This window comes from Streptomyces sp. NPDC060232, assembly GCF_042726555.1.
Lineage (GTDB): Bacteria > Actinomycetota > Actinomycetes > Streptomycetales > Streptomycetaceae > Streptomyces.
Map to the genome: position 1 here is coordinate 126,506 of NZ_JBHXAG010000006.1, position 25,222 is coordinate 151,727.

At 71.0% G+C, this 25,222-nt stretch carries 7 protein-coding genes; all 7 read left to right on the top strand.

Going from position 1 to position 25,222, the window contains the following annotated elements; genetic code table 11:
- Positions 1 to 1,532 precede the first annotated feature (1,532 nt).
- The 7 genes from ACFWFZ_RS11835 to ACFWFZ_RS11865 all read left to right on the top strand — a co-directional run bounded on the left by ACFWFZ_RS11835 (position 1,533) and on the right by ACFWFZ_RS11865 (position 25,217).
- Positions 1,533 to 1,766: a hypothetical protein gene (locus tag ACFWFZ_RS11835; protein WP_387120273.1), complete on the top strand. Its 234-nt coding sequence runs from the start codon at positions 1,533 to 1,535 to the stop codon at positions 1,764 to 1,766.
- Between the two features lie 1,144 nt (positions 1,767 to 2,910).
- The gene (locus tag ACFWFZ_RS11840; RefSeq protein ID WP_387120276.1) at positions 2,911 to 4,218 is read left to right on the top strand and encodes a fibronectin type III domain-containing protein; all 1,308 of its coding nucleotides are present in this window, start codon (positions 2,911 to 2,913) and stop codon (positions 4,216 to 4,218) included.
- Between the two features lie 58 nt (positions 4,219 to 4,276).
- The gene (locus ACFWFZ_RS11845; protein ID WP_387120279.1) at positions 4,277 to 5,023 is read left to right on the top strand and encodes a lytic polysaccharide monooxygenase; all 747 of its coding nucleotides are present in this window, start codon (positions 4,277 to 4,279) and stop codon (positions 5,021 to 5,023) included.
- A gap of 921 nt (positions 5,024 to 5,944) precedes the next feature.
- On the top strand, positions 5,945 to 9,136 hold the full coding sequence (locus ACFWFZ_RS11850) for a hypothetical protein (RefSeq protein ID WP_387120282.1): 3,192 nt from the start codon (positions 5,945 to 5,947) through the stop codon (positions 9,134 to 9,136).
- On the top strand, positions 9,136 to 12,654 hold the full coding sequence (locus tag ACFWFZ_RS11855; RefSeq protein ID WP_387120285.1) for a hypothetical protein: 3,519 nt from the start codon (positions 9,136 to 9,138) through the stop codon (positions 12,652 to 12,654). Before ACFWFZ_RS11850 ends, ACFWFZ_RS11855 begins: the two co-directional genes overlap by 1 nt.
- A 47-nt stretch (positions 12,655 to 12,701) precedes the next feature.
- Entirely contained in the window at positions 12,702 to 13,844 is a 1,143-nt protein-coding gene (locus ACFWFZ_RS11860) for an MBL fold metallo-hydrolase (RefSeq protein ID WP_387120288.1), read from the top strand.
- 9 nt (positions 13,845 to 13,853) lie between these two features.
- Positions 13,854 to 25,217: a LysM peptidoglycan-binding domain-containing protein gene (locus tag ACFWFZ_RS11865; RefSeq protein ID WP_387120291.1), complete on the top strand. Its 11,364-nt coding sequence runs from the start codon at positions 13,854 to 13,856 to the stop codon at positions 25,215 to 25,217.
- Positions 25,218 to 25,222: the final 5 nt, after the last annotated feature.

The window sequence follows — 25,222 nt, forward strand, 5'->3', positions numbered from 1 at the left end:
GATCTTCCGCAGGGCCGGCAGCAGTGGCGTCGGCCTTCAACACGCATCTCAAAGCGGAACGGGTGGGCAGGACAGGGCAGGGGAAGGGGCCACCGGACGGTGATCATCTGGATCACCTGCGGGCTCTTCGGTTCATCGGGCAGCCACGAGCAACCGGCGGACCGAGGTCTCGGGCCAGGTACGGGGCTACCGCCAGAACGCGAAGACCCTGCTGTGACCAGCAGGGCAAGAGCCAAGCCTCCGCTGCAGAAGGGAGGCCGCCGGCATTCGCCCCCTGCGGTCACCGAGATCAACAACGGGGGACATAGTCGGGACCGATGCTGACTACTTGCTGACCTGGACCCCGACAGCACGGCGCTGACCTGCGGAAACGTCCGGATGTCAGATGTAGGACTTGAACATGGTGCGCAGCATTTTGAACTCCTAGAAGACGGCTCCCTGCCAGCTTTCTGCAGGTCAAGGGCGTTCTTCACTGTACATCGGCACGCGTCAGATCGAAGATTATTAGGAACATCGCCCCCCTCTGGCGAGAAAGCCCCTGCCTGCGCCTTCGCGCGAACCGGGCTGTCGTGACGCCGCCGACCAGGCGTCCAATCACTCAGCCACTCTGGAAGGCTTGGGGACTGATGCTGATCAGATGCTGACTTACCTGATGACCCATCAGGGGCTTTGGGGCACAGGACGACGCGCTCCTCCTGGCGCCACCTCAGACTTCCCCACTGACCAAGTAGCCGATCGTCGCGAGGCGGGTTGCGCCCTCCACATCCGGGCCAGTTGCCGTGCTGCCACGACTCGCTTCCGCCTGGCCGAATTGCCCAGGCTCGTGGACCACTTCGCTCACCTCTTCCTCCGGTCACCCTTTCACGCACATCTGAGAAACCGCCGGCCAAGGGTTTTTTGCCGCAGGCTCATGGATCGCGCGCCCTCGACATGATGGGTCATCGAAATAGGATCTATCAAAACATGTGCAGAGAAACCGCAGGTCAGAGATCTGCGCGGCGCAAATTGGACAGGCTGCGGTGTGCGTTACGCGCACAGTGAGCGAGATGTGCAGCGCGCTGACGCTTCTTGCCCGCCTCTGGTCCGGGTGGACAGGGTCCCCACACCACCCAGGAAGCGGGTCAAGCCCCTGAGGGATACCCCAAGACCCCACGAGGCGTCCGGAGAGCCATGCCCACCTGGCTGGGGCCCTACGCCTGCCAATGCAGTTGCTGTAGAGAGCGGCAGTGCCGCCCGGGCTCCCGGTCGTGCGGGCCGGAAGTCGGCCGGGTGCCTGTGGTCGGCCGACACCGTGGTGCGGGGTCCGGCGGGCGAGTGCGGGGCGGGGTGGACGGTGACGCATCCGGGCCGCGAGTAGGGCGGCGAGGAGCAGAGGCAGGGACCAGCGGCGCATGCCGCCACCGGGCCGCACACAGGCCGTTCAGCGCCCCAGGCGGCTCCGTTCGGCCGCCCGGATGGATGACGCCCCAGGCGCCCGCCGGTCCGGGCCGGTCCGGACGTAACCCGGCTGGCTTCAAGATCGTTGGCTGGGCATGAACAACACCAAGCGCGCACTTGCTGCCGTCGCCCTCGCGGGGGCCGCTCTGTCGTTCACCGGCACCGCAATGGCTGATCAGGGCAATAGCGGCGGCAACATCGGGAGCGTTGTACGGGACGAGTCGTTCAACTTCAACTCGCAGACCTTCGGTGACTCGGTGAACAATGGGATCGGAAACGTGATCAACCCAGTCGCCGATCTCCAAGGGACAGGCAACCAGCTCACCTAGAGGTCGTCCCACTCGGCCCAGATCATGCCCGCCCTGGTACAGGATGCTGTCACTGTGCCGGGGCGGAGCTGCGCCGTCCCTCGGGTGAACGGCGCCCCAGGGGCCTGCCGGGCCCGCCCGTCCGGTGGGCCCTTGGAAGAGGGACCCGCGAGAAGGGCCGGGGTGACGCTGAGGCCGCCGAGGCGCTGCCCGGCCCGGGAGCGCTGTTGGGCGGCGCCGCCACGCTCCGCTCGTACGGAATCAGCGTCGGCAAGCCCGCCGAGCACCTCGGCGAGGTCCGCCCCCTTTCGCCACCGTTGTGCATCCCGGGAACGGCGGTGGCCATTCTTGGCCGAGTCCGGCGAGCCGGTGCTGCTGTTCGTCGTTGAGCCGGTTCCAGTCCCGCCGTGGGGTGGCGAGCCGGCGGTCGACGTCCTCGCCGTGCCAGGTCCCCCCGGCACGTCCCTCGCCGGCCGCGTGCCACCGGCGAGGAGCTGGGTGAGGTAGGCATGGTGGCGCTGCCAGTCGAAGGTCCACCCGAGCGTCCCCGGGTTCCAGTCCGGGGCGGGCGCGGCCAACGCGGCAGCCCGCCGCTCCGCTCGTTCGGGGCTTTCCCGAGCCCGCCGGATGCGATCTCTCGGGTCGGTGTCAGCGGTCGGGGTCGCGGAGGGCGGTTCTTTCGGCTGGTCCGTGAGTTGGTGGCTCCACGCAACGGACGGTCTCTTGTCCGGCTTTGTGTACGAGATCGGGTTCTGGCCGACGTCGGCCGAGCCGGCGGCCGGTGCCTGTCATGGTGTCGTGCCGCGGAGAGCGCCACTGCGGTCTGGCAGGGGGTGAAGCCTTCGCGGATCGTCTCCTCGCCTTGCACTCCACCCGTCGGTCTCGCGTTGGCAGCCATGGGCGCAGCACCCGGGACCCGGAACGGAGCATGATCTTCGGTGTCTGCAGGGTCGGCGGCTGAGGGCAGGGGATCAAGGGCGCCCTATCCGGACCTTAAGGGACGGATAACAGTGAGCTCGTAGCCCCTCGGAGGCCCGTTTCGGCCGCCAACCGCGCTTAGGGTCACGGCTGTTGACCGAGGCACTTTTCGATGCTGCCGCTGCACCGGCGGATCGGCTTTACCAAGAGGTTTCTGATGTCCCGAAAGCGAATTGCCCTGGCCTGCGTGGCCGTAGTCGTCGGAGTCTGCTCCGTCGTCGTACCCGTTGCCGCCAACGCGGGAGAGGAAGAGGGTGGCCTCAGCGCCTCCTGCCGCGTCGCGGACCAGGCCACCGTGTGGTGGGCATCCGGCGAGGTCTCCCTGGCCAACAAGGGGGACCGGCCCGTACGGGACTGGACCGCCGAGTTCGACGTGTCGCAGGGGCAGGTCACCCTCGACAACCCCTGGGCGTACGAACTCCGCCAGACCGGCAAGCACGTCACCATCAAGCCGATCGCCGACCGCGCCGACGTGGCCGCCAAGGGCAACCGGGCCGTCAAGGTCGGGGTCAACCCCGCCGGCAAGGGCATACCCAAGATCAGCGGATGCCGCGTGAACGGCCCGTCGGGCAACGGGAGCGACACCGGCACGAACACGGCCGTCCCCGCCGACAGCGGCTCCTTCGTCAAGGACGACACCGCCGTCCACCTGATGTGGAAGCCGCCCACCGGCGGCGCCGAGGTCGTGCGCTACGAGGTCTTCCAGGACGGCAAGCAGGTCAAGACCGTCAAGGACACGATGACGGACATCGAGCGACTGGCCCCCGCCACCCGCTACGCCTTCAAGGTCCGCGCCGTCCGAGCCGACGGTCGCACCACCGGCTTCAGCAAGGACATCGTGCTCACCACCCTCGCCGCGCCCGGCCAGGACAAGGCGAAGCCGGTCATCCCCGCGGACCTGGAGGCGACGGCCTCCGGCCCATACCAGGCCTCTCTGCGCTGGCGCGCGGCGACCGACGACGTCGCCGTCACCGGCTACCGCATCTACCGCAACGGCGCGAAGGTCCAGGAGGCGGACGCCAAAGCCACCTCGGCCACCGTCTCCGGCCTGACCGCGAGCACCGCCTACCGCTTCAAGGTCACCGCTGTCGACGCCTCCGGCAAGGAGTCCGACCCGACGCGCGAAGCACAGGTGACGACCACCGCGGCCCCTGATGGCAATGGCGGCAAGGCCGCCCCCGGCGACTTCGCCGCCACCACCGCCACGAAGCAGGACGGCGGTGTCACCCAGCACTACCTGAACCTCACCTGGTCCGTCCCGCAGGGCGTCGGCCAGATCACCTCCTACCAGGTCTACCTGAACGGCAAGCCCGCCCAGACCTTCATGTGGGGAACCGGCGACCCCGTGCTGCCGGTCCCGACGACGAAGGGTTCGCGCGAGGTGCTCGTCGGCTCCCACCCCGGCACGACGTACACCGTGAAGATCCGGGCGCGGCTCGGCGACGGCACGTGGGGCGCGTTCTCCCGCGAGCTGACCGTGAAGACCGGCGGCTGACCCGCCCGCCCGCCAACTCACACACACGACCGACCCCATGACCAGGAGCATCCCCCTCATGAGTACGACCCGCCCCGCCGCCACGACCTCTCCCGACCCGGCAGCACGGCCCCCGGCCCGCCGCACCGCCCTGCGCCTCACCGCGCTCGTGGCCCTCCCCCTCGCCGTGAGCACCCTCGGCTCCGCACCCGCCTCCGCACACGGCTCCACCGCCGACCCGGTCAGCCGCAGCGTGGCCTGCACCAAGAACCCGAAGGCGAGCGAGGCCTGCCGGCTCGCCCTCGCCCAGAGCCCCGGCATCCCCGGCGACTGGAAGTCGATCGTCCAGGGCCGCGCCATCGACCACAGCACCCCGACCTCCTCCCCGCAGCACCGCTCCCGCATACCCGACGGCAAGCTGTGCAGTGCCGGCAACGCACAGTTCTCCGGCCTGGACCTGGCGCGGGACGACTTCCCCTCGACGACACTCCCCGGCGGCGCCGAATACGACCTCCGCTACGACATCAGCGCGCTGCACAACCCGTACCGCATGGAGATGTACGTCACCAAGGACGGCTACGACCCGAAGAAGCCGCTGAAGTGGTCCGACCTGGAGGACACCCCCTTCCTCAGCGCCGACAACACCGCCGCCACGGCGGCACCCTCGGGCTTCCTCGGCGCGAAGGCATTCACGTTCAAGGCGGTGCTCCCCGAAAAGAAGGGCAAGCACCTGATCTACACGATCTGGCACGGGCTGAAGCGGCCCGACGGCTCCTTCCAGAGCGAGGAGGCCTTCTACTCCTGCTCGGACGTCACCTTCAAGTAGGCGGACGCCGGCAGGCCCCGCAGCCCCGAGCCCGGGTACGCCCTCCCCGGGCCCGGCGGTTCAGCCGCCTCCCCAGGCATCGGCGCCCCGCGCCGGTGCCGAGGGGGCACGTCGCGGGCCGCATCGACACCGCCGGCCTCACCTTGGCTGGACCCCTATCACGTCCCCGCAGGCCTCTCGCCCGCCGCGCGCGCGGACGCCAGAGCCTTGCGCTCATCGAGCGGGTGGCCACGGTGAGCGTGCTCGCCCTGGACGGTGTGCCAACGCTCCACGTACAGACGGATCCGGGTGAGAACGAGAGCGTGAGGCGCCTTGCTACTGGGTGGAGCCGGATTCGGCTAACGGCAGGCCCCTGTCTCTCGGCCTTCCTCACTGTCTGACCCAGACCTTCAGGCCCTCGGGCCCCTACCTCCCCCACACTCCGAACCCCCACGGCGCCGCCGCCACTCTGTCAGCCGCCCCGGACCTCACCCCCTCCCCAGGTCCGGGGCGGCCCCACCCCGTCGCACGCCGGAGTGCGGGCGCCGCCCGTGACCCTGGTGTGGTGTCGGGGACCGGGCAGGTGGCGGGGCGATGGCTGTCTCTCGGGGCGTGGCGGACACCTTCCTCCTGCCAGCGGGCGAAGTGTGCGCAGACGGTGCGGTTCACGTGCTCGACTACCGCCCAGCCGCTCGCCGGGCCCAGGTGTCCGCTGCGCAGCCATTTGTGGGACCTAGCGTGGTCTCGCGGTGGTTCGAATATGTTTGAGTGCTACAACAGTCTTTGGGCCGGATCTCGGATGATGCCGACAAGCCTGCTTCACGGCCCGAGACTCCTGGCGGCGATCACAGCCGGCGAGTACGCCCTGTCGGTATCGGCACACTCGTCGGCACGTGGAGGCGGCTCATGGGTGGACCCAGCGGTGCACAACCGGATCCGCCGGTGATCAGGCACGTGCGGTACGACAGCGGCGTCCTGGCCGTCTCCTGGAGCGGGCCCGGACGGCCGAATCCCGCGCCGGCGTACGTGGTGCAGGTGGTGAACGGCGACCAGACGGTCGCGGAGGCCTGGGCCGGGGCTGCGACCAATGCCGCACTGCCGCTCGACGTGACGCCTGGTCAGGCCTACCACGCCCGCATCGGGATGTTCGTCGGCAATTCGGGGCCGGAGCTCTCGCCGCAGGTCGCGATCGTCACCGACACCTTCGCGGTCGACCGGGCCGAGACGGACCCGGTGACCGGCGCCCTGACGCTGTCCTGGAAGGCTGCGGACAGCGACGACTTCCTGGTCCGCCTCGTGGTCAACGGCACCGCGCCGGACCCGGAAGTCCCAGTCGCCGGCGGATCCTTCGTCGTCAAGCAGCCACCGCCGGCGGGCTCGACCGTAGCGGCCACCCTCGCCCGCGTCCGGACCGGCGAGGACGCGGTGTCCATCGGCCCGCACGGCCCCGGGTTCGCGGCGCCGATGGAGCGGTCCGAACTGCTCGAAGCCAAGTTCGACACCGCCGCCGGCCTGCTCGCGGTGGCCTGGACCGCCGTCCCCTCCGCGGACGCCTACCGGATCAGCGTGCTGAACGACGACGGGGTGCACTTCCCCGCCGCCGAGGTGCACGCGCCCGCGACGACGGTCGAGCTGGATCCCGGCATCGTCGGCCCCGGCACTTACCGCGTCGTCGCCCAGGCAGTCGACAAGGCGGGCTCCGGGCCGCCGTCGGCACCGCTCCAGATCCGGCGCACCCCGCCGGGCATCACACGGGTGACATCGGACGCCGCGACGGTCTCGGTCGACGTGGTGCCGCCGGACTTCGCACCCACCGCGTACGACGCCGTGCTGTACCGCGACGGCGTGCCGGTCCGCCGGGAGACCGTGAGCCCCGCACCGACGCTGTCGCTCGCCGTTCCCGGGCCGCTGCCGCCCGGGGCGGCGTACGCGGTGTCGGTGCGCGGGCGGGTCGGGCTCTCGGTCGGCCCGACGGTGACGGCCCCGGTCGTGCCGGCCACGCCGACCGTCGCGTCGGTGGTGTGCGACGCGGACCTCGTCGTGACCGCGACAGCCGGCGAGCTGCCCGAGGGGGTGCCGATCGAGGCGGTGCTGTACGCCGACGGGATTCCGGGCACGCCTCAGCGGGTGGACCCGGATGGCACCGCCGTGTTCACCGTGCCGGTCGGCGATGTCGTCGCCGTCGCCGTCCGCGGTGTCGACGGCGTGGCGACCGGGCCGTGGTCCGTGCCGATCCCGGTGCCCACCAGGCCGGCTGACTTCACCCTCGCCCGCGCCGACGGCGGCCGGGCCGCCCTGGCCTGGAGCGGGCCGACGGACGGGGTGTTCCGCGTCGCCGTCGGCGCCACCGCGCTCCTGACACGGGGCCACTGCGCCGACCTGCCGCTCACCGCCGGCCAGGCCACCGTCGCCCAGGTCGTCGGCGTGGCGAGGGGACCGGTGGCGCCTCTCGACCTGGTCACGGCCGGTCCACGGCTCAACGGCGTGGCCGTCGGCGCCGACCGGAGCGTGACGCTGGCGTGCACGCCACCGAAGTCGCCGTCGTTGACCGGCGTGCGGCCCGTGGTGCGCTGGGACGGCACCGAGGTCGAGCTCTCGGCCCAGCCGGTCACCGGTGATCCGATCGTCCTGACGCTGCCGGACGGCATCCCCAACACCGCCACGCTCGCCCTGCGGGGACTGGCCGGCGTCGCCGTCGGCCCACCCGGCAACGCCGCCGCGCTCCTCACCGTCGCACCGACCGGCGTCAGGGTGGCATACGACGGCGCCGACCTGCGCGTCTCCTGGGAGGCGCTGCCCTCGCCGCTCGTGGACGGGTACCGGGTCAGCACGGTCGTCGACGAGACCGTGACCACGCTCGGCGACACGACGACGGCCTCGGGCAGCTGGCCGGTGGAGATCGAGGACACCTCCACCACGGTCGTCGTACAGGCGCTCGCGTCCCTGGCGGTCGGGGCACCGTCGGAGCCCGTCCCGGTGTTCACCGAGGCACTGTTCGTCGGCCCTACGTACGTCGCGCCGCAACGCGGTCCACTGCTGACGGCGGCCGACATCACGCTCGGGCTGCCGGAGCTCTTCCTGACCCGGCAGGTCGACGGGATCGAGCTGCCGCTCGGCTTCGTCCTGACACCGGCCGACGCCGGGCCGTACGTGTACACCTTGCTGATCCCGGAGACCAGCCCGGTGTGGAACTTCACCGACCGCCCCGACGTGATCGCCAAGTGGGCCGCGCTGCTGGCCCAGCTGCAGCCGTTCGGCATCACCCCGTACGGGGTCGCGGCGCTCACCGAGGCGGTGTCGCGGTCGATGCCGCAGACGTTCGACGAAACGCTGTACTTCGCCTACGGGCTGCGGTTCGACCGCGGCTGCTTCGACCTGCGCCCGGGCATCGTGCTGCGCGTCGAGTACGAGGGCTACCAGATCGCGTCGGGCGCCCAGGGCAACCCGTTGTCCGGGTTCGTCACGGGCGGCGTCGCCGACTACGAGGTGGCGTCCTACGACAACTCGGGCACCTGGACCAACGGCCTGGACGCCTTCCTCGCCGAGCTCGCGCGGCAGAACGGCGTCGACGTGCCGAATCCCTCGGGGCCGTCCACGGGGCAAGGGCAGCTGTACGGCAGCGCGGGAGCGTTCGACCTGTTCGCGAAGGCACTACGGCTGCCGTACGCGCGCCTGGTCTACCCCAGGGCGCTGCTGCCGACGACCACGCCGGGTTCGCTGTGGCCCCAGCAGAACGCCGTCCTGCTGGCGGCCACCACGCTCGGTGCGCTGGACGCGGCCACCGAGAACGTCCGCCGGCAGGACCCGCCCGGCGGTGGCGTCGCCGCGGCCTACCTGCGTGGTCGCGCGGTGGTCCGCGCGATGGTGCGGATCAGCGTGAACGGCGCGTCCCGGCTGGTGCCGGCGGGGACCACGCTCGGCAACGTGCTCGCGAGCGGGGGCCGGCGGCCGCCGGCCGTCCCCGTGCCGCTGAGCGGTGTGACCATGCACCGGGCGCGTACGGCGGCGGCGCCGGCCGACGGGCCGGCCGGCGACTGGCTGGTCGTCCCGGGCTGGCAGCCACGCGACCCGGCCGTGCTCGGATTGCCGCTGCTGCACGGTGATCGTCTCGATCTCGCCACGGGCCTCGGCTGATGACCGAGCCCACGTTCACCCGTGCCGGGGACACACCGCTCTACTGGGCGGATCCGACGGACCGCGTGTCCGCCTTCCTCGCCTCCGACCCGGGAACGCTCGGCAACCAGCCGACGCTGACCCGGACGTGGGCGGACAGCCGTGGTGCGTACCTCTTCCTCGGCATGCCGGCCACGGACCCGGCGGACTTCCTGGTGGCGCTGCGGACCTGGCTCGCCTCCTACGCACCCCAGGGCCCGCCGCGCTTCCTCTGGGTCGCCGACCCGACGGCAGCGCCGACCGCGTGGGTGACGACCGCACTGACCGCCCGGGAAGACCCGGACGGCACCTGGGCGGTGGACGGGGCAGCCTTCCAGCTCGCGGACTACCGACTCGCGTTGGCCGAGGGCGGCGTGGTCGCTCCCGCGGACACGGCGGCGGGCTGGGGCTTCGCCGTCGCCGACGGGGCCGACTGGTCCGCCGTCACGCTGTACTCGCCGACGGCCCGGTTCCCCGCTCGGCGCACGACCACGCTGCTGTGCATGGCGGCGGGGCACACCGGTGCGTGGCGGTTCGTCATCGACGCACCGGCCGGCAGCGGGGACGCGTTCGCCGGGCTCGGAGCCGGGCTGCGCTTCTTCACCCCCGGGGACGACGGCGTCGTCAGGACCATCCGGTTCGGCGTCGTACGCCAACCGGACCACGTCGGCCTGGATTTCCACGCCCAGATCGATCCGCTGCGGCCGCTGGAGGGCGAGCGCACCTCGCTGGGCTTCTTCGCGTGCACGACGGGCGGGGGCGATCCGCCGGCGCTGCCGTCGGGGTACGCCACGGTGCTCGGCCACGGCGTGGACCTGCGTCCGCTCAGGGCCAAAACGAGCGCGGCGAGCCCGGCCCGGCTGGTGTTCGGCCTCGCCCCGTACCTCTCCGACGAGAAGGGGAACGTCGGCTACTACCTGGTCCCGGACGGGCCGTTCGCCGTCGAGGCCGCGACCACGGGGTCTCGCGTCATCTGCGGCGTGTCCGGTCTGGAATACCTCGGTCTGCCCGATGAGGGCTGCACGCTGGTGTTCCTGCCCGGGCAGCCGGCCTACGCACCGCTCGGCCCGGACCGGACCGGCGCCGACTCGCTCACGCCGCACGGGACGACGTCATGGGTGTCGGTCGAGCAGGCCGCGGACACCGGCGTCACCACGTACTACAGCCAGCCGGAGGACGCGCCGCTGTACACGGCCGGCCCCTCGGCGGCAGCGGACAGCGTCGACCTGTTGGACTACTTCGAGGTGCCTGCCGCGACTGCGACCCGGACTCCCTTCCCGATGGCGCCGTTCCACGGGCTCGCCGACGACGCGGTTGCCGACGCGGTCGCGGTCGAGCAGCTGGCCATCGCGCCGACCCGCCGCGCGGTGCTGTTGCCCGGCGAGGGCAGCGAACCGGCAGGGGACGCCGAACCGACCGTGGCCGTGACTCCGCAGGGGCTGGCCGTGGGGGTGGCATCCGACTTCACCTGGAGCTGGCTCGGCATCGGCCACGACGGCGGCGCGGCGGCGAAGCCGGACCTGCGGTTCACCACGGTCACCGGCCGGTTCCGGAAGGCGATGCAGACCAACAACCTCTTCCTGGTCCTCGGCGACCCGGTGGAGTTCAACCGGTTCGGCTCGGTCGCGTACAAGCTCACCACGGCGACGCTCAACGTCATCGCCACCATCCCCGTGGACCACGGCGGCGTGCCGGAGAATGTCCTCACCGCGGTACGCGACGCGATGCACGACAGCGAGTACGACACCCGAACCGCATTCGTCACCGCACTGGTCGCCGCGTGTCCCGAGATCACCGAGGCGGAGCAGCTCGTCTTCCTGCGCTACGGCGGCCGGCTGACGCCGGTCGCCGGGGGCTGGCCGTTCCGGCTCTCCCCCGACAGCTGGCGGGAGTCGACGCACCTGATCGTCAAGTACGTTCTGGGCCGCTGCATCGCCGACCTGGTGGAGGACGTGTCGACCTGGGCCTGGCCCGAGGCCGCCTCCCGTACCGGCCGGCCGGCGGACGCCCAGAAGGCGATCCGCGATGTCATCAAGGCGGCGCAGAACGCGCCGTCCGGGTCGCCCTACGCGTCGTTCCTGCAGGTCGTCCAGGACCCGAACTGGACCGGTGTGCTGGCTCTTTCGGCGGAGGTCCCGCTGGACGAGCTCCCGGACGAGCTGCAGGTGCTCGCGGCGGGGATCGACCCGGCGCAGTTCGCCGCGCACCACTTCGGGCTGTCGCTCACCCCGTACCGGCGGGCGGACGGACAGTTGGTCTTCGAACGCTCGGCGATGTTCGGGCTGATCGACTACCAGAACCCCGAGGACCAGTACTTCAGTGAGAACGTCCCCTACGCCTTCCGCGTCATGCAGTTGACGGTCGGCGTGCGCAACTCCGCCGTCACGACGTTCACCAGCAAGGCCGAACTGCTCGTCAACCGCCTGTTCGGCGCGCCCGCGCGGCTGCTGCCGACCACGCACGGGAACAACATCATCCTCGACGGCGCGCTCCAGCGCCAACAGCTGCCCGACGGCACGACGCACGACACGTACGTGTTCTCGATGGCCGAGCAGAACACCTTCCAGCTCGACGGACTGGTGCTGCAGAGTGCGGAGTTGCTGTCGACGCAACTGGTTACCGCGAAGGCGTCGGATCCCATGTCGGGCTTGGCGACCGTCGACGCCGTCTTCCAGCTGGCGGGCAACCTGCGGTTCCAGGAGCCGGAGAAGTTCGACCCGTTCTGCTGGGGGGTGGACGCGGCAGGGGAGGACGGCTACCTCCGCTTCAACGGCCTGGCGATCGCCATGTCGTTCGACCTCGGCGATCCGGCCGGGACCACCAGGTTCACGCTGAAGGACGGCAACCTCTCGTTCGACCTGGCCAACAGCAGGGCGCGCGCGCAGTCGCTGGTCGCCCGCTTCCCTATCCGGCTGACCGGGCTGGTCGCCACGCCCGATCCGCAGCTCGCCACGGGCGGACCGCCACCGCCGCAGACACCCGCCGGCATGGGCTACGTCTCGGTCACCGCGCCGCTCGACCAGTCGACGCTCACCCAGCCGTGGTACGGACTGGACTACACCGTGGACCTCGGCTCGCTCGGCGCGCTCGCCGGGAGCAAGGCGTTCGCCATCCAGGTGCTCGCCGCGTGGAGCCCGGGCACGGCCGACACCGAGCCGGGGATCTACCTGGGGGTGCGGCTGCCGGGAGCCGACGGGCTGCTCGGGGTCAACCTGCCGCTGCAGGGCGTGGTGACGATGGGCTTCAAGTCGGTGGAGTTCCTGGTCGCCGAGGAGCCGCAGCTGCCGCGGACGTACACGTTGAGGCTGCGGGACTTCGCGCTGCGGCTGCTGGGCCTGGCGTTCCCGCCCGGGCACAACGACGTGATCCTGTTCGGCAACCCGGACCAGGGCGGCGCCTCGAAGGTGGGCTGGTACCTCGCGTACGCGTCGGACGCCGACCCGAAGCGACTGCCGCCACCGCCCGTCCGGGCAGTGCTGCGTTCCGGCAGAGGAGGCTGACCGTGCCGAGTCTGACACTGGTGAAACTGCTGTGGTGCGGTCAGGGCATGACCACCCTCGTCGAGATCTACGACGACGGTGTCGAGAAGGACGCGGCCGACTACCTCGCGCTGATCGACTGTGGCGGCAACTACGGGCAGCATGCCATCGACCAGATCAAGGACAAGGTCGGGAAGAGGACGACAACGCCCAATAAAAGCCTCGATCTGGTCGTCATCTCGCACCAGGACGAGGACCACAACGGTCTGCTCGGCTCACTGGGTAAAGAACTGAAGACGATCGACGCCCGCGTGGGTAGCGTGCGCATCGGCGGGCTCTCTTGGATCCAAGGCAACAAGGATACGGTGACCGAGTTCCTCACAGCCGTCAAATACGACCTGGGCACGGTCGTATTCGATGCGCCGACAGAGAGCAACTATCCTGGCGGGAGCGCCGCGCCCACACATTTCGCCGTCCACAAGGACGTGAAGTTTCGCCTCCTGATCTCGAACCTGGACGTCCCCGGGGCAACGGCCGACATCGTGAGGAACGGGTCGTCCGCAGTGGTGGTCGTGGACAACGGGGTCAACACGGTCGTACTTCCCGGCGACGCGACATTCCAGACGATGCTCGCGATCAATACGAAACTGGGCGTGGCACCGTTGACGCCCCAGGTCCTGGCACTCGAGGTCCCACACCACGGAGCGCTGCGCACGGCGGTCGAGAACTATGCCAAGTCCGGGAAGAAGAAGACGGACTTCACCTGGACGATCATCGAGGACTTTGCCACCAAGGTGATGAGGCCGAAGAGCGTGGGGGCGAGTGCCGGACCGTGGAACGTCGACAATCACCCGGTAAAGGAGGTGATCGATGTATTCGAGGGCACGACTGACACCGTCCCAACGCACACATACGTGGCCTTTGTATTCTTCCAGAACAGGTCCATGGTCCAGTGGGCCACCCTCGACAGCACTCGCGCGGTGCAAACCACCGTCCGAGAGCTGAAGGCAAAGCAGAAGAAGGCTCCGAAGAAGAGGAAACTCGGCCCGGGGGTCTCGGCGGCGGGCAACAAATTCGTTTACGGCGACATCGTGTACCGGCTCACGGGCACTCCGGGCCTACGACCGGAGGAGATGGTGGAATTCCGCCCGTGCCGGACGTTCGGAACGCACGGGCCGGATGAGGACGTCGTCCAGGCTCCGGAACCCTAGGCAGGCCATATGTCACTCGACGGCATCTACGACGCGTTCCGAAACGCCGCATCGTCCGGCCGGCTCCGCGGCGACGCACCCACCGGGCTCTCCGGTCTGCTGGGTTCGCTCGGCGTCGACCAGCTCGAGGTCGGTGGCGGCCAGGTGTCCATGGGGCCGGACAGCGTCTGGCTGACGGCCACCACGGAGTACCTCAACACTCCGTGGACCCTGCGGCTCACCGGGTCTGCACAGCCCGGGACCGACGTGGCGGCCCTGAGGCTCGAACTCGGCAGCACGACGGGGACCACGACCTGGACGTTCGAGGATGCGTTCGGCGAACTGCCGGGCAGCCGCCGTCCCGCCCAGGGCACCACCGGCGGACTGATCCTCGGGGCCTGCGTGCTCGGCCCGCTCGTCATGGAGCAGCCCGCAGTCACGGCCACGAACGTGCCGACCGGCACGCAACCACGGCTGTCCGGCACCCTGCTGATGCGCGGCAGTGTCTCGGTGCCCGGCAGCGACATCCTCGCCGGGTACGCCGCCTTCCTGGGCGACCGGCTCTACGTCGACGGTTCCGTGACGTTCCCGGCCGACGGGCCACCGGTACTGGACCTGCGTGCCGTGGCGCCGGGCGTGCGCCTGCAACTCGCCCAGTTGGACGTCTCCGCGGTCGGTCTGATGCTGACCACGGACTACCCGGACCCGTGCCCACTGCCCGCCGCGGGGGCGCGCCGCTCGGCGGTCCTGATGTTCGCCGACGTCACCTTGCCGACTAAGCCGGAGGAGACCGTCACCATCAGCGGCCCGCTGGTCTTCGGAGACCACGTCTGGCCGCTGTCCATCGATTTCGCCACCCCGCTCGGGCTGGAACAGGGAGTTCAGGCGCTGATCGCGATGACCGGCGCAGAGGGCACGGACTTCACGCTGCCCAGTGGCATCGCGCCGATCGACGTGTTCGGCCTGAAGAGCCTCGGCTTCGGCATCGTGCCGTCGTCCGGCAACCCCGACCCCGGAACCGGCACCGGCACCGGCACCGGCACCGGCACCGGCCTGTCGTACACCACGGTCCGCATCGAGTCGAAGCAGCCGTGGGACCCACCGGTGCCCTTCCTGACCATCGAGCAGGTCGGCACCAACTGGGTGTTCAGCTTCGATCCGGCCGGCCGGACGCTGGTCACCGGTGCGGTCTTCGGAACGATGCGGTTCGGCGAGAAGAACCGCTCCTCGCTGGGCGCCGCGGGGCCGTACGTCGTGGCGGCGGAACGTGGCGGCCCGCCGGGAGCCGGCCTGGACGACATCGTGGTGGCCGTCCAACTGACGCTGCCCGAGCTGGCGTTCACGGCGACCACCAAGGAGCCGTTCGACATCCCGATCTCCGAGGTGTTCCGCGCCTTCTTCGGCGGTGCCGGACCACCCGTGGGCCCCGGTCTGACCTGCGATTCACTGAACGTCTACGCCTCGCTGCTGCGCCACGAGTACTCGGCCGCGCTGGCCGTCAGCGGCGACTGGCCCATCAAGGCCGGCAACGTCACCCTTGCGCTGATCGGGTTGCAGATGCAGGTCCAGGTGTCGCAGAACAGCGTCTCCGGCCGGGTGATCGGCAAGGGCGAGATCGCGGTTCCGGACGCTGCGCCGATCGAGCTGCTGGCTCAGGCGGAGTACCCGGGCGACGGTTCCTGGGTCTTCAGTGCCATGATGGCCGGCGCCGTCGACCTCCCGCGTCTGGTCTACGGCCTGCTGGGCCAGAAGCCGGCCCCGTGGGTGAACCAGATCCAGATCGAACTCGCCGACCTCGGCGTCCGGTTCAGTACGGCACCCGGCTACCCGTACGCCGCCTCCGGCACCCTTCGGACGACGGTCGGCGAGACGCTGCTCGGTATGTCCCTGCGGCTGCTGCTGACTGCCGACATCGAGCGCGGCCTGCGCGCCTCGCCCGCTGACGAGCACCTGGCGATCGCCCTTCGCGGCACCTCGCTCGTGGACCCGCTGACGGTGCTGACCGGAAGCCTCTCCGGAAGCTTCACGCTCAACAAGCTGGAGATCACCGCCTCGGTGTCGGTCACCGACGCGGGCAAGGACTACACCTTCGAAGTCGCCTACGGCGAACTCTCCTTGGGTGCCGCGACGTCCTGGACCGGCGAGGGGACCGACCGGCACCAGATCCTCACCCTCCGCCTCACCGGCACGCTCGGCGAGCTGGTCACGTCCCTCGTCTCGCTGGCCAACCCGAACGCGACGTTCCGGCTCGATCCGCCCTGGGACTTCCTCAACAGCATCAACCTCACCGGTCTGGAACTGACCATCGACCCGACCAAGCAGAGGGTCACCGTCAAGCACGACCTGAAGCTGGACCTCGGATTCGTCAAGATCCAGTCCATCGGTCTGAGTTACGACCGATCGACCGGAAGCCCCGCGGTGAACATCGCGCTCGACGCCCAACTGCTCGGGGACAGCACCGCCAAGCCGCTGACATGGGATCCGCTCACCCAGGCACCACCCCAACCAGCCGGCCTGGGACAGAAGCTGTTCTCGCTGCGCTACCTGGGCCTGGGTCAGCACGTCTCGCCGAAGAACCTCACCCGGTACACCAGCATCTCCGCCGTGGTCGACGCGATGGTCGCGGCGATGCGACCGGTCAGTCCCGCAGCCGGCAAGCCGCCGATCGACCCGGCGACGATGGTGTTCGACGCGTCCAGCCAGTGGCTGTTCGGTATCGATGCCACCTTCATGGACACGGTCGCGGTCAAGCTGGTGATGCACGACCCGGACCTGTACGGAATCCTGCTGGCGCTGAGCGGTCCGCGGGCCGGCTCGCTCGCCGGGCTGAGCTTCGAGCTGCTGTACAAGAAGGTCACCGACGACATCGGCGTCTTCCACGCCCAGCTGCAGATCCCGGACGCCTACCGGCAGTTGCAGTTCGGCGCGGTGTCCGTGACCCTCGGCGTGATCACCGTGGACATCTTCACCAACGGCAACTTCCGGATCGACCTCGGATTTCCGGCACATCGCGACTTCACCAACTCGTTCGCGATCGAGGCCGGCATCTTCAACGGCCGGGGCGGCATCTACTTCGGCGTGCTGAACGGCGCCACCTCCAGCCGGGTTCCGCGCATCACCGACGGGACGTTCAGCCCGGTCCTCGAACTCGGTGTCGGCCTGTCCATCGGTGTCGGACGCACCTTCCAACGCGGGCCACTCCAGGCCGAGATGTACGTCAACCTCGTGGTGATCTTCGAGGGCGTGCTGGCGTGGTTCCACCCGGACGAGGACGGCGGGAGCAGCGAGCTCTACTACGCGTGCCGGGGCACGGTCGGCATCGTCGGCCGGCTGTACGCGACGGTCGACTTCAAGGTCGTCCGGCTCGACCTCAACCTGCAGATCTCCGCGATGGCAACCGTCGAACTCGCTGCGTACCGGGCGACCGTCGTGGCGCTGAAGCTCTCGGTGCGGGCCAGCGCCAGCGTGAAGATCCTCTTCATCACGGTGTCGTTCTCGTTCTCCCTGACGCTGGAGACCTCGTTCACGATCGGCTCCGACAGCACGCCGCCGTGGCGGCTCGCCCCCGGCGTCGCCCGCCGCGGCCTCACGGCCCGGAGGGCACGCGCCGCGTTCGCGGCAGCGGCACAGCCGCCGTACCGGCTGCACTTCGACCCGGACCTGCACGTCTTCCCCGACGGCCGGCCGAGGACCGCGCACCTCACGCTCGTCCCCGCCTACACCATCGCCAACGTCCCGGTCGACTGGACCGGCCGCACACCGCCGTCGAACGACGAGCCCGACTACCGCCTCGTCGTCATGCTGCTCGCCGACAACGCCGTCCCGGTGGACGCGGTCACCATCGCCCACACCGAGCGGCCCGACGTGTCGCGCAACCCGCGCGCGGACACAGCCGCCGACACGTCGTTCAACCTGCTCGCCGACGGCCTGCTGCGCTGGTCCCTCGACGCGCTCGGCGTCTCCTCGCCGACGGTCACGCTCGACGAACTGATGCAGCTGGTCGAGCAGTTGGCCCTGGACGAGGCCGAGGACGACGGTTTCACCTGGGCCAACATCCAGGGTTTCCTCACCAACAACATCCACCTCCGGATCAGTGGCACCCCGGCGGGTGACACGCCCGACGACATCTCCGGGACGCCGTTCCCGATGATCCCGGTGCTGAAGTGGACCTCGACCGGCCTGCCCGACCCGGCCGACCGGGACCGCGACTTCGCGACCTACCGGCAGATCGACGCGACGTACGAGGCCGAGGCCATCGCGTACTTCGCCGAGCTCGACCCGGTCCCGCCCGGCGACCGCGCCGCCTCCCCCGCCGTGGCGGACGAACCCGGCGAGTCCATGGCGACGTTCGTGCTGCGCGACTACCTGCGCATGGTCGCGCGCGCCGCCGCGCAGGCCGCCGTGAACCTGCTGACCACGTTCCCCCACGAGGTGCAGGAGAAGGACTCGCTCCACTCCATCGCGGCGAGCTTCGGGACGGCCACCACGTCGTACGAAGTCGCCGCCCGGGACAGCGCGGACCACCTCGCCTCGTCCCTCGGCGTCTCGGCGGCCGAGCTGCTGGCGCTGAACCCGGGCCTGCCGGACCGGCTGACCGCCGCGCAGGCCGGCGACACGCTCACGGTCGTGCTCGGCGTCACGGCGCAGTCGATCGCCGTCGCCAACCCCGACTGGCCCGTCGCCGCGGACGTCCCGGTCACCCTGGGCACGCTGCCGGTGCAGATCGGCGCGGGCCAGTCGCTCGGTCGACTGGCACACGCCTACCAGGCCGACCCGACCGCACTGCTCGACCACCTGCGCGACGCCACCCCGCTGCTGCGCGCCGGCGCGACCGTGCCGCTGCCGGGGTTCGTGCACGCCGGGCTGTCCGTCGACGACACCGCGGCGGTCTTCTACGTCCGGCTCGGGCTGACGCAGCCGAACGAGGTGCCGCTCGCCTGCTGGTACCAGCAGGCGATCGAGCGGCTCAACGGCAACCCGGCGCGACCGCTGCCCCCGACCCTCAAGGTGCCCGACGCCTACCAGAGCACCGCCACCACCACCTGGACCACCCTGCCGGGTGACACCGTCCTCGATGTCGCCGCGTACGCCGCACTGATCCAGAACGTCGTGCCCGGCACGCCGTTCGCCGACTGGCTGGAGGCGGTCCGCACGGCGAACGCGCCGGTGGACCCGGAGGGCGTCCGCCTTCCGGCCGACGCCGCGGCCGTGGTCCAGCCGAACGACACGCTCCGCACGCTCCAGGACCGGCTCCTGCTGCCCAGGGATCGGTTCGACACCTACGCCGCCGCCGCGGACGCGCTCGCACCGCTGGTCACCGTCGAGGTGCCGGGCGCGGTCGGCACGACGGCCTCCGGTCTCACCCTGCTGACGCTGGCCCAGCGGTACGGGCTCGCACTCGCGGACCTCGCCGAGCGGATGGCCTACGACACGGGCGTGCTGGCCGCCCGGCCCAAGCCGCGGCTCACCGTGCCCGACGTGCCCGTGATGGCCGTGGACGAACTCATCGCCGCGATGCACGACGGCCCTGCGATGTCCACCGTGAGCGGCCAGGTCGCGCGGTTCGCGCTGGGCGGGCTGCGTCTGCCCGCGCCGGTCCGGGGCGACGGCGCGTACCACGCCACCGGGCCGATGACCGGTGGCTACGAGCTGATCGGCCAGCAGGTCACCGGCCCGCCGCCACCCCCGGCCGGATCCGAGGACCCGATCGTGACCATCACCGTCGACAAGGCTCAGCCCGCCGACTGGCTGACCTTCGCCGACTCGGCCGTACACGACGGCGTGATCCGGCTCGACGCCGTCGAGGCCGACAACGCGGTCATCTCGATCACCGCCGCCGACCTGCGGGAGAAGTACCCGGCGACCGGACTGGTGCCCGTCGTCGAAAGCCCGCTCACGGCCCTGCCGCTTTCCCACGAGATCGGCGCGCGCCACACCGTCACGCAGGTGATCCCGTGGCAGACGACCACCACCGTCCACCTGCCCGCCGAGCCCTCCGGCCCGCCCTCGCTGTGGCCGCTGCCGAACGACCTGATCGCGCGCGCCGGGTCCGACCGCAGCGGCTCGGAGTTCCTGCTGGAGCAGACGACACCACAGACCGGCGCGGACGCCCGCTACACGGAGCTCGGCTGCTACGCGTGGGCGACCCTGGTCTCGTTCACCGTCCGCCGCGTTCCGGGCCTCGCGGGGACGGTCGAGGTGCTCGGCGCGGACACCGCCGACCGGCAGCGGATCGCGCAGCTCCTGGAGTACCTGCGGAGCATCCCCGAGAAGCCGGCGACCGGCGCCTTCCCGCCGGCGCCGCCCGGCGAGCGCCCGCTGCTCACCCTGCTCTGGCAGCTTCCGCCGTCACCCGGCCTCAGCCCGGGTCTGACCTCGACACCACTCGTCGCCGACCGGACCTTCATCGTCCAGACGAACCTGTCCACCGAGACGCGCAGCGGCCCCACGGCCGAAAGCGCCACCGCGGGACAGCATTTCGCGGCCATCTCCGACTGCGAGCGGTTCCTGACGCTGCTGTGGGAGTGCAGCGTCGTGGGCGGTGGCGGCTACTGGATGCAGTACCGCGGCAAAGTTCCCGACTCGGTCTTCGACCAGGACGGGCTCGCCCAGCTGTCGCTGCTGGTGCAGCTCTCGTCGCAGTGCGGTGCCTCACCGGACCGGCACCTGTTCGCATTCACCAACGTCGCGGTGGTCGGCGACGGGGTGGATCCGGCGTCGGTCGCGCTCGCCGCGCGTGCGGTCAACCCGCGCGAGCTGCGGCCCGTCGCCTCGGTCGAGCCCGGTCAGGTCGGGTTCACCGCGCGGTTCGCCAACCCGCTGGCCGACGACACCCCGCAGGGCCGGTTGCGCCGCCTGTACGGGCTGCTCGGTTTCCAGCTGGACCCGACGACGGACTTCCGCGGCAGCGGCGAGGGCCGGGCGGTGTCACCGAAGCCTGCGGACGGTACCGACGAACTCGGGTTCCTGGAGGCGAGCGAGGCTGCCGAAGAGGTCTGGGACCTGACCCGGATCGTCGACATCAGCCGGTTCGCCGTGCGGCACGCCCCGGCCGTGCCCACGGCACCGCCCTCCGTGGGCAACCCGTACGCCGGCGTCACCGCCGGCGCGAAGAGCCGGGTCTCGGTGTGCTTCCAGGATGTTTTCGGCAACCGGTCGGGCAGTGCGAGCCAGACTCCCGTGCCCGTCCGCTACACCGACCCGGTCATCGGCGTCGGCGCCTGGCCGTCGACCACCCTCCACTACACCGTCGAGCGGTCGGGCGTCCTGGCGGACCTCGCCGTCGCCGTCGACCTCCAGGCCGTCACCTACCAGCCGGGCGCGGCCGACCCCGGCAGTGCGGCCGCCGACGCGGCGACGCGCGACCGGGACCGTCTGGTGCCGGTCTACTACCAGGTCACCCAGCCCGACGTCCGGGCCGCGCTGCTCACCTCGCTCCAGCAGGATCCCGGATCGGAGCCCACCCCGCTCCCCGTCGACGTGGCCGTGCTGGGCCGGTACGTCATCGGTGCCCACGCGCTGCTCGGCTCGCTCGCGAAGATCGCTTCCGCACCCGCCACCGACGCCGCGACCCTCGACGGCCTCTGCACTGCCTATGGCGTCGGCTTCGACGAGCTGGGCACGGCGAACGCGGGCACGGCCATCAGCGCCATGCTCGACGCCGACGAACTGGCGGTACCGGTGAGCGCGGCGTTCCGTAACCAGGACACGATCGCCGGGTTGTGCGACGCGGTCGACCCCTCCCTCGACCCGGAGCGGGTGCTGCTCGACGAGGACAACACCGTGCTGCCGCTCAACCCGTCCGTCGAGCTCGTCACCCCGCCGCGCGACGCGGTGGTGCCGCCCGAGTCGCCGCCGGCCGATCAGCTCGCGGCGGCGCTGCGCTGCACCCTCAGGACGCTCGTGACGGCCAATCAGGACCGTCCGGGGCTGCTCACCCCGGGGTTCGTCTTCGACTGCAACGGTGTCAAGGTCCAGGTCTCCTTCGAACGGCCGGCCAGCGAAGCGACACTGGCGGGCGTCGAGTCGGCGTTCCGGGACCTCGGTGTCCCCTTCGACGCCGCGCAGGTGGTGTCGCTGAACGCCGAGAAGCCGGGCATGTTCCGTGCGGGCGCGGCCCTTGAGGTCACGGGCTACCTCGTCGCGAGCGGCGACACCCTGCGCGACAACCGGGCAGGCCTCACACCCGACCGGCTCGCGGGGCTGAACACCACGACCGTCGGTCTCTTCACCCCGGGCACCCCGGTGTTCCTCACCACCGCGCCGACGCCCGTACCGGCGGGCGACACCCTTGAGCACTTCGCCGCGGTGAACGCCACCACGCCCGGCGCGCTGTTGCGGCACAACGGCCCGGTCGCCCTCTCGACCGGTTCTCCCCCGGTCGTGCCCGGGATGTGGGCGTGGCCTTCGGACCCCGTCGCTCTGCGGGTGCCGTACACCGTGCGCGAGGGCGACTCGCTCGACGCCATCGCCGCACGCTTCCCCGGTGCCGACCTATGCGAGGTCAACGCCCTGATGCCGCAGACCGTCCCGTCCGACGTCACCATCACGGTCGGCACCGAGTCGGTGACGACGGCGGCGCCCGCCTCGTTCGCCGAGGTCTGCGCCCTGTTCAGCCCGCCGGTCGGCCTCGCCGCACTCGCTGCGGCGATCGGCGAGCGGACCGGCGTGCTCGCGCCCGGAGCGCTGCTGGTCTGCCCGCCCGGCGTGCTCCCCGCGCAGCCCGCAGCAGGCGGAGTGACGCCGCAGGAGGCCGCCCGGCCGTTCGGCGTCACCCCGGTCGCGCTGCTCGCCGCGAACGCCGGCACGCCGGGCCTGCTGCTGCCCGGGCAGGTGCTGCGCGGGCAGCAGCCGGGCGCGGACGGCACCGCGCCCACCGAGACCATCGCGGCCTGCGACACGCTGACCGCCGTGGTCGCGAGGTTCCGTCGTCGGGGTGTGACGACCGGCGTCGAGGCCATCGTCGCGGCGAACGCCGACACCGGATTCCTGCGGCCCGGCGCGCGCGTGGTCGTCCCGCCGGCCACCGCCCGCCTCACCGGCCGGCTCGGCAGGTCGACGCCGGACGGCGTCCAGTGGTCGTTCCCCGAACCCGTCTTCCCGGTCACCGTGGCGCTGGACCTCTTCCGCGAACCCGCACTGGTCGACCCGGCGCTCGCCGCGACCGCGACGCGCGAGGCGACCGCCGTCCCCGTCGGCCGCAGCACGGACCCCGCCCAAAGCGATGCGCTCACCCTGGCGGCGTTCGCCGAGCAGGTCCAGCGCGCGGTGCCGGCCCTGCGGGTGGCGACGGCGCCGGGCGGCACATCCGCCACCGATGTCTGGGCAGTCGTCTTCGGCACGGGTGGCATCGAGAGCGTCAGCATCGAGCCCCCGATCGAGGTCGCCGGCACCAGGCAGCCGCGCACCTTCGCGATCCGCCCGCTCGCCACCACGCTCATCGCACGGCAGCACGTGTACACCCCCGGGTTCGACGTCCGGACCGGGCTGCTGACGGAGGGGCAGACCCGCGACTACCAGGGCATCGACCTCGAACTCTGGGCCCAGGGGTTCCTCGCGGACGTGGAGCTGCTGCTGTCGGCCGCGTACGTCCAAGGTGCCTACGAGCTGGGCCGGGACGTGCTCGACGGGATCATCGGCATCAAGAAGACACTCGCCGGTGCTGTCGCGGCGGGCCTGGACTACGTCCTCGCCGGGGAGGGGCCGGACGCCGGATCCGATCCCAAGCGCGCGGCGGCCGTCGAACGGCTGCGTCAGGAGCTGCTCGTCTCGCTGACCCGCGGCTACGCGACCTCGGCCGTGGTCCAGTACGACACCAGTGCGGCGTCCCCGTGGGCCGACCCGTACGCGCGGCTGTCCGGCAACCCGGTCGTCGACTACCGGGACGTCCCCGCACACCTGCGGACCGCGACGGTGTCGAACGGCAAGGTCTCACTCGCCGACGGCGACTCGCAGATCAGTTTCCTGATCAGCGTCCCCGACGTGGCCGAGCACGCCGCGCTCGACCTCACCCTCGACTTCGCGGGCGTCGAGCTCGAGTTCGGGATCGAGCGGGAGGTCGAAGGCTACGACCGGTCCGACTGGCTCACCTTCGTCGCGCCGCTCGCCTCCGGCTCACCGCCCGCCCTGGACTTCGGCCTCGGGGCTCCGCGCGTACCGATCCCGCTGCGCGCGTACCCTCCGATGCCGATCCTGCTCGACCAGCACGCCGACGTGCCCACCCCGGACGCCGGGCTCGGCGACGCGCTGCACTGGCGGTACCGGTGTTCGGTGCAGCATCAGTCGGCCGAGCAGGACACCGTCGAACTCCAGGTCACGTACAACCAGTCGACCCGCGCGCCCGCCGTGGCACCGGCAGACGACCTGTTCGGTGCCCTGGCGCAGTACACCGCGGTGTCCGCTCCGCTGCTCGGCCTGCTCGCCGGGCTACCCGACTGGGAGGCAGCCGACCCCGACAAGCGCACCGCCATGAGCAACGCGCTGGGCACGTACCGGACGCTCGCCGCCGCTGTCGCGCAGGCCTGGACCGCGCACTGGGCAGATGGTCCCGCGCCCGTCCTGGTGGCCCCCGTCGCGGCCGGGGGGCCGGTTCCGGACGTCTACCGGTACGCGCTCGGTCTCGACGCCGAGAACGGCTGGTACACGACGCTGCGGCTGACCCGCACGCTGGAGTCCGGCCCGGGTGGGACGGGCTGGCCGGAGAAGATCGTGTGTGTCACGGCGGCCGGTGAGCGCCACGAGCTCACGCCCTGCGATCCCGGGGCGTGCGGGTGCATCGACGCCGACCACTGCCGGTGCTACGCGTTTGCGCTCCAGGCGGTCGAGGCCTTCACGCTGCTCACCTTCGAGGTCACCTTCCCGCGCGTCCACATCGCCGCGTACCAGAGTGCGTCGGCCAGTGCCCGGGTCACCCGCAACGCGCGGCTTCTCGGCGAGGGGTGGCCGGACACCGCGCGGTCCTTCGTCTACCGGACGCCGGAGGTCGGCCACCCCCAGCCGGTCGTGCCGTTCATCGACATCACCAGCGCCATCGCCATCGGCCCCTGGGATCCGCGCGACCACAATCCGCTCGCGCCGTTGTTCGACGAAGTCTTCGACGGCGACCCGTCCGACCGGACGATCGCGATCGGCGCGCGGTACGAGTACACCCTCGTCGCCGGCGAGCCGCCGGTCTCGGCGCTGCTGCCGGTCGTCCAGTCGACCGTGGGCACGTACACCACGGCAACCGTCCCGACGCTCACACAGGCACTCGTCGAGTGGAGCGAGCGCGAGCAGCCCGCGACGGAGGGCGGGGCCTGGGCCTTCCGGGTCAACCTCTACTCCTCCGTCGACCCGTCACTTCAACGGCCCGTGTTGCAGCTCAAGCACCTGTCGTCCGAGCTCCACGACCGCTGAGTCAG

Excerpts from the sequence above, each read along its gene's own strand:
- ACFWFZ_RS11865 (WP_387120291.1), top strand. The coding sequence starts at position 13,854 with ATGTCACTCGACGGCATCTACGACGCGTTCCGAAACGCCGCATCGTCC.
- ACFWFZ_RS11860 (WP_387120288.1), top strand. The coding sequence starts at position 12,702 with ATGACCACCCTCGTCGAGATCTACGACGACGGTGTCGAGAAGGACGCG.
- ACFWFZ_RS11855 (WP_387120285.1), top strand. The coding sequence starts at position 9,136 with ATGACCGAGCCCACGTTCACCCGTGCCGGGGACACACCGCTCTACTGG.
- ACFWFZ_RS11835 (WP_387120273.1), top strand. The coding sequence starts at position 1,533 with ATGAACAACACCAAGCGCGCACTTGCTGCCGTCGCCCTCGCGGGGGCC.
- ACFWFZ_RS11845 (WP_387120279.1), top strand. The coding sequence starts at position 4,277 with ATGAGTACGACCCGCCCCGCCGCCACGACCTCTCCCGACCCGGCAGCA.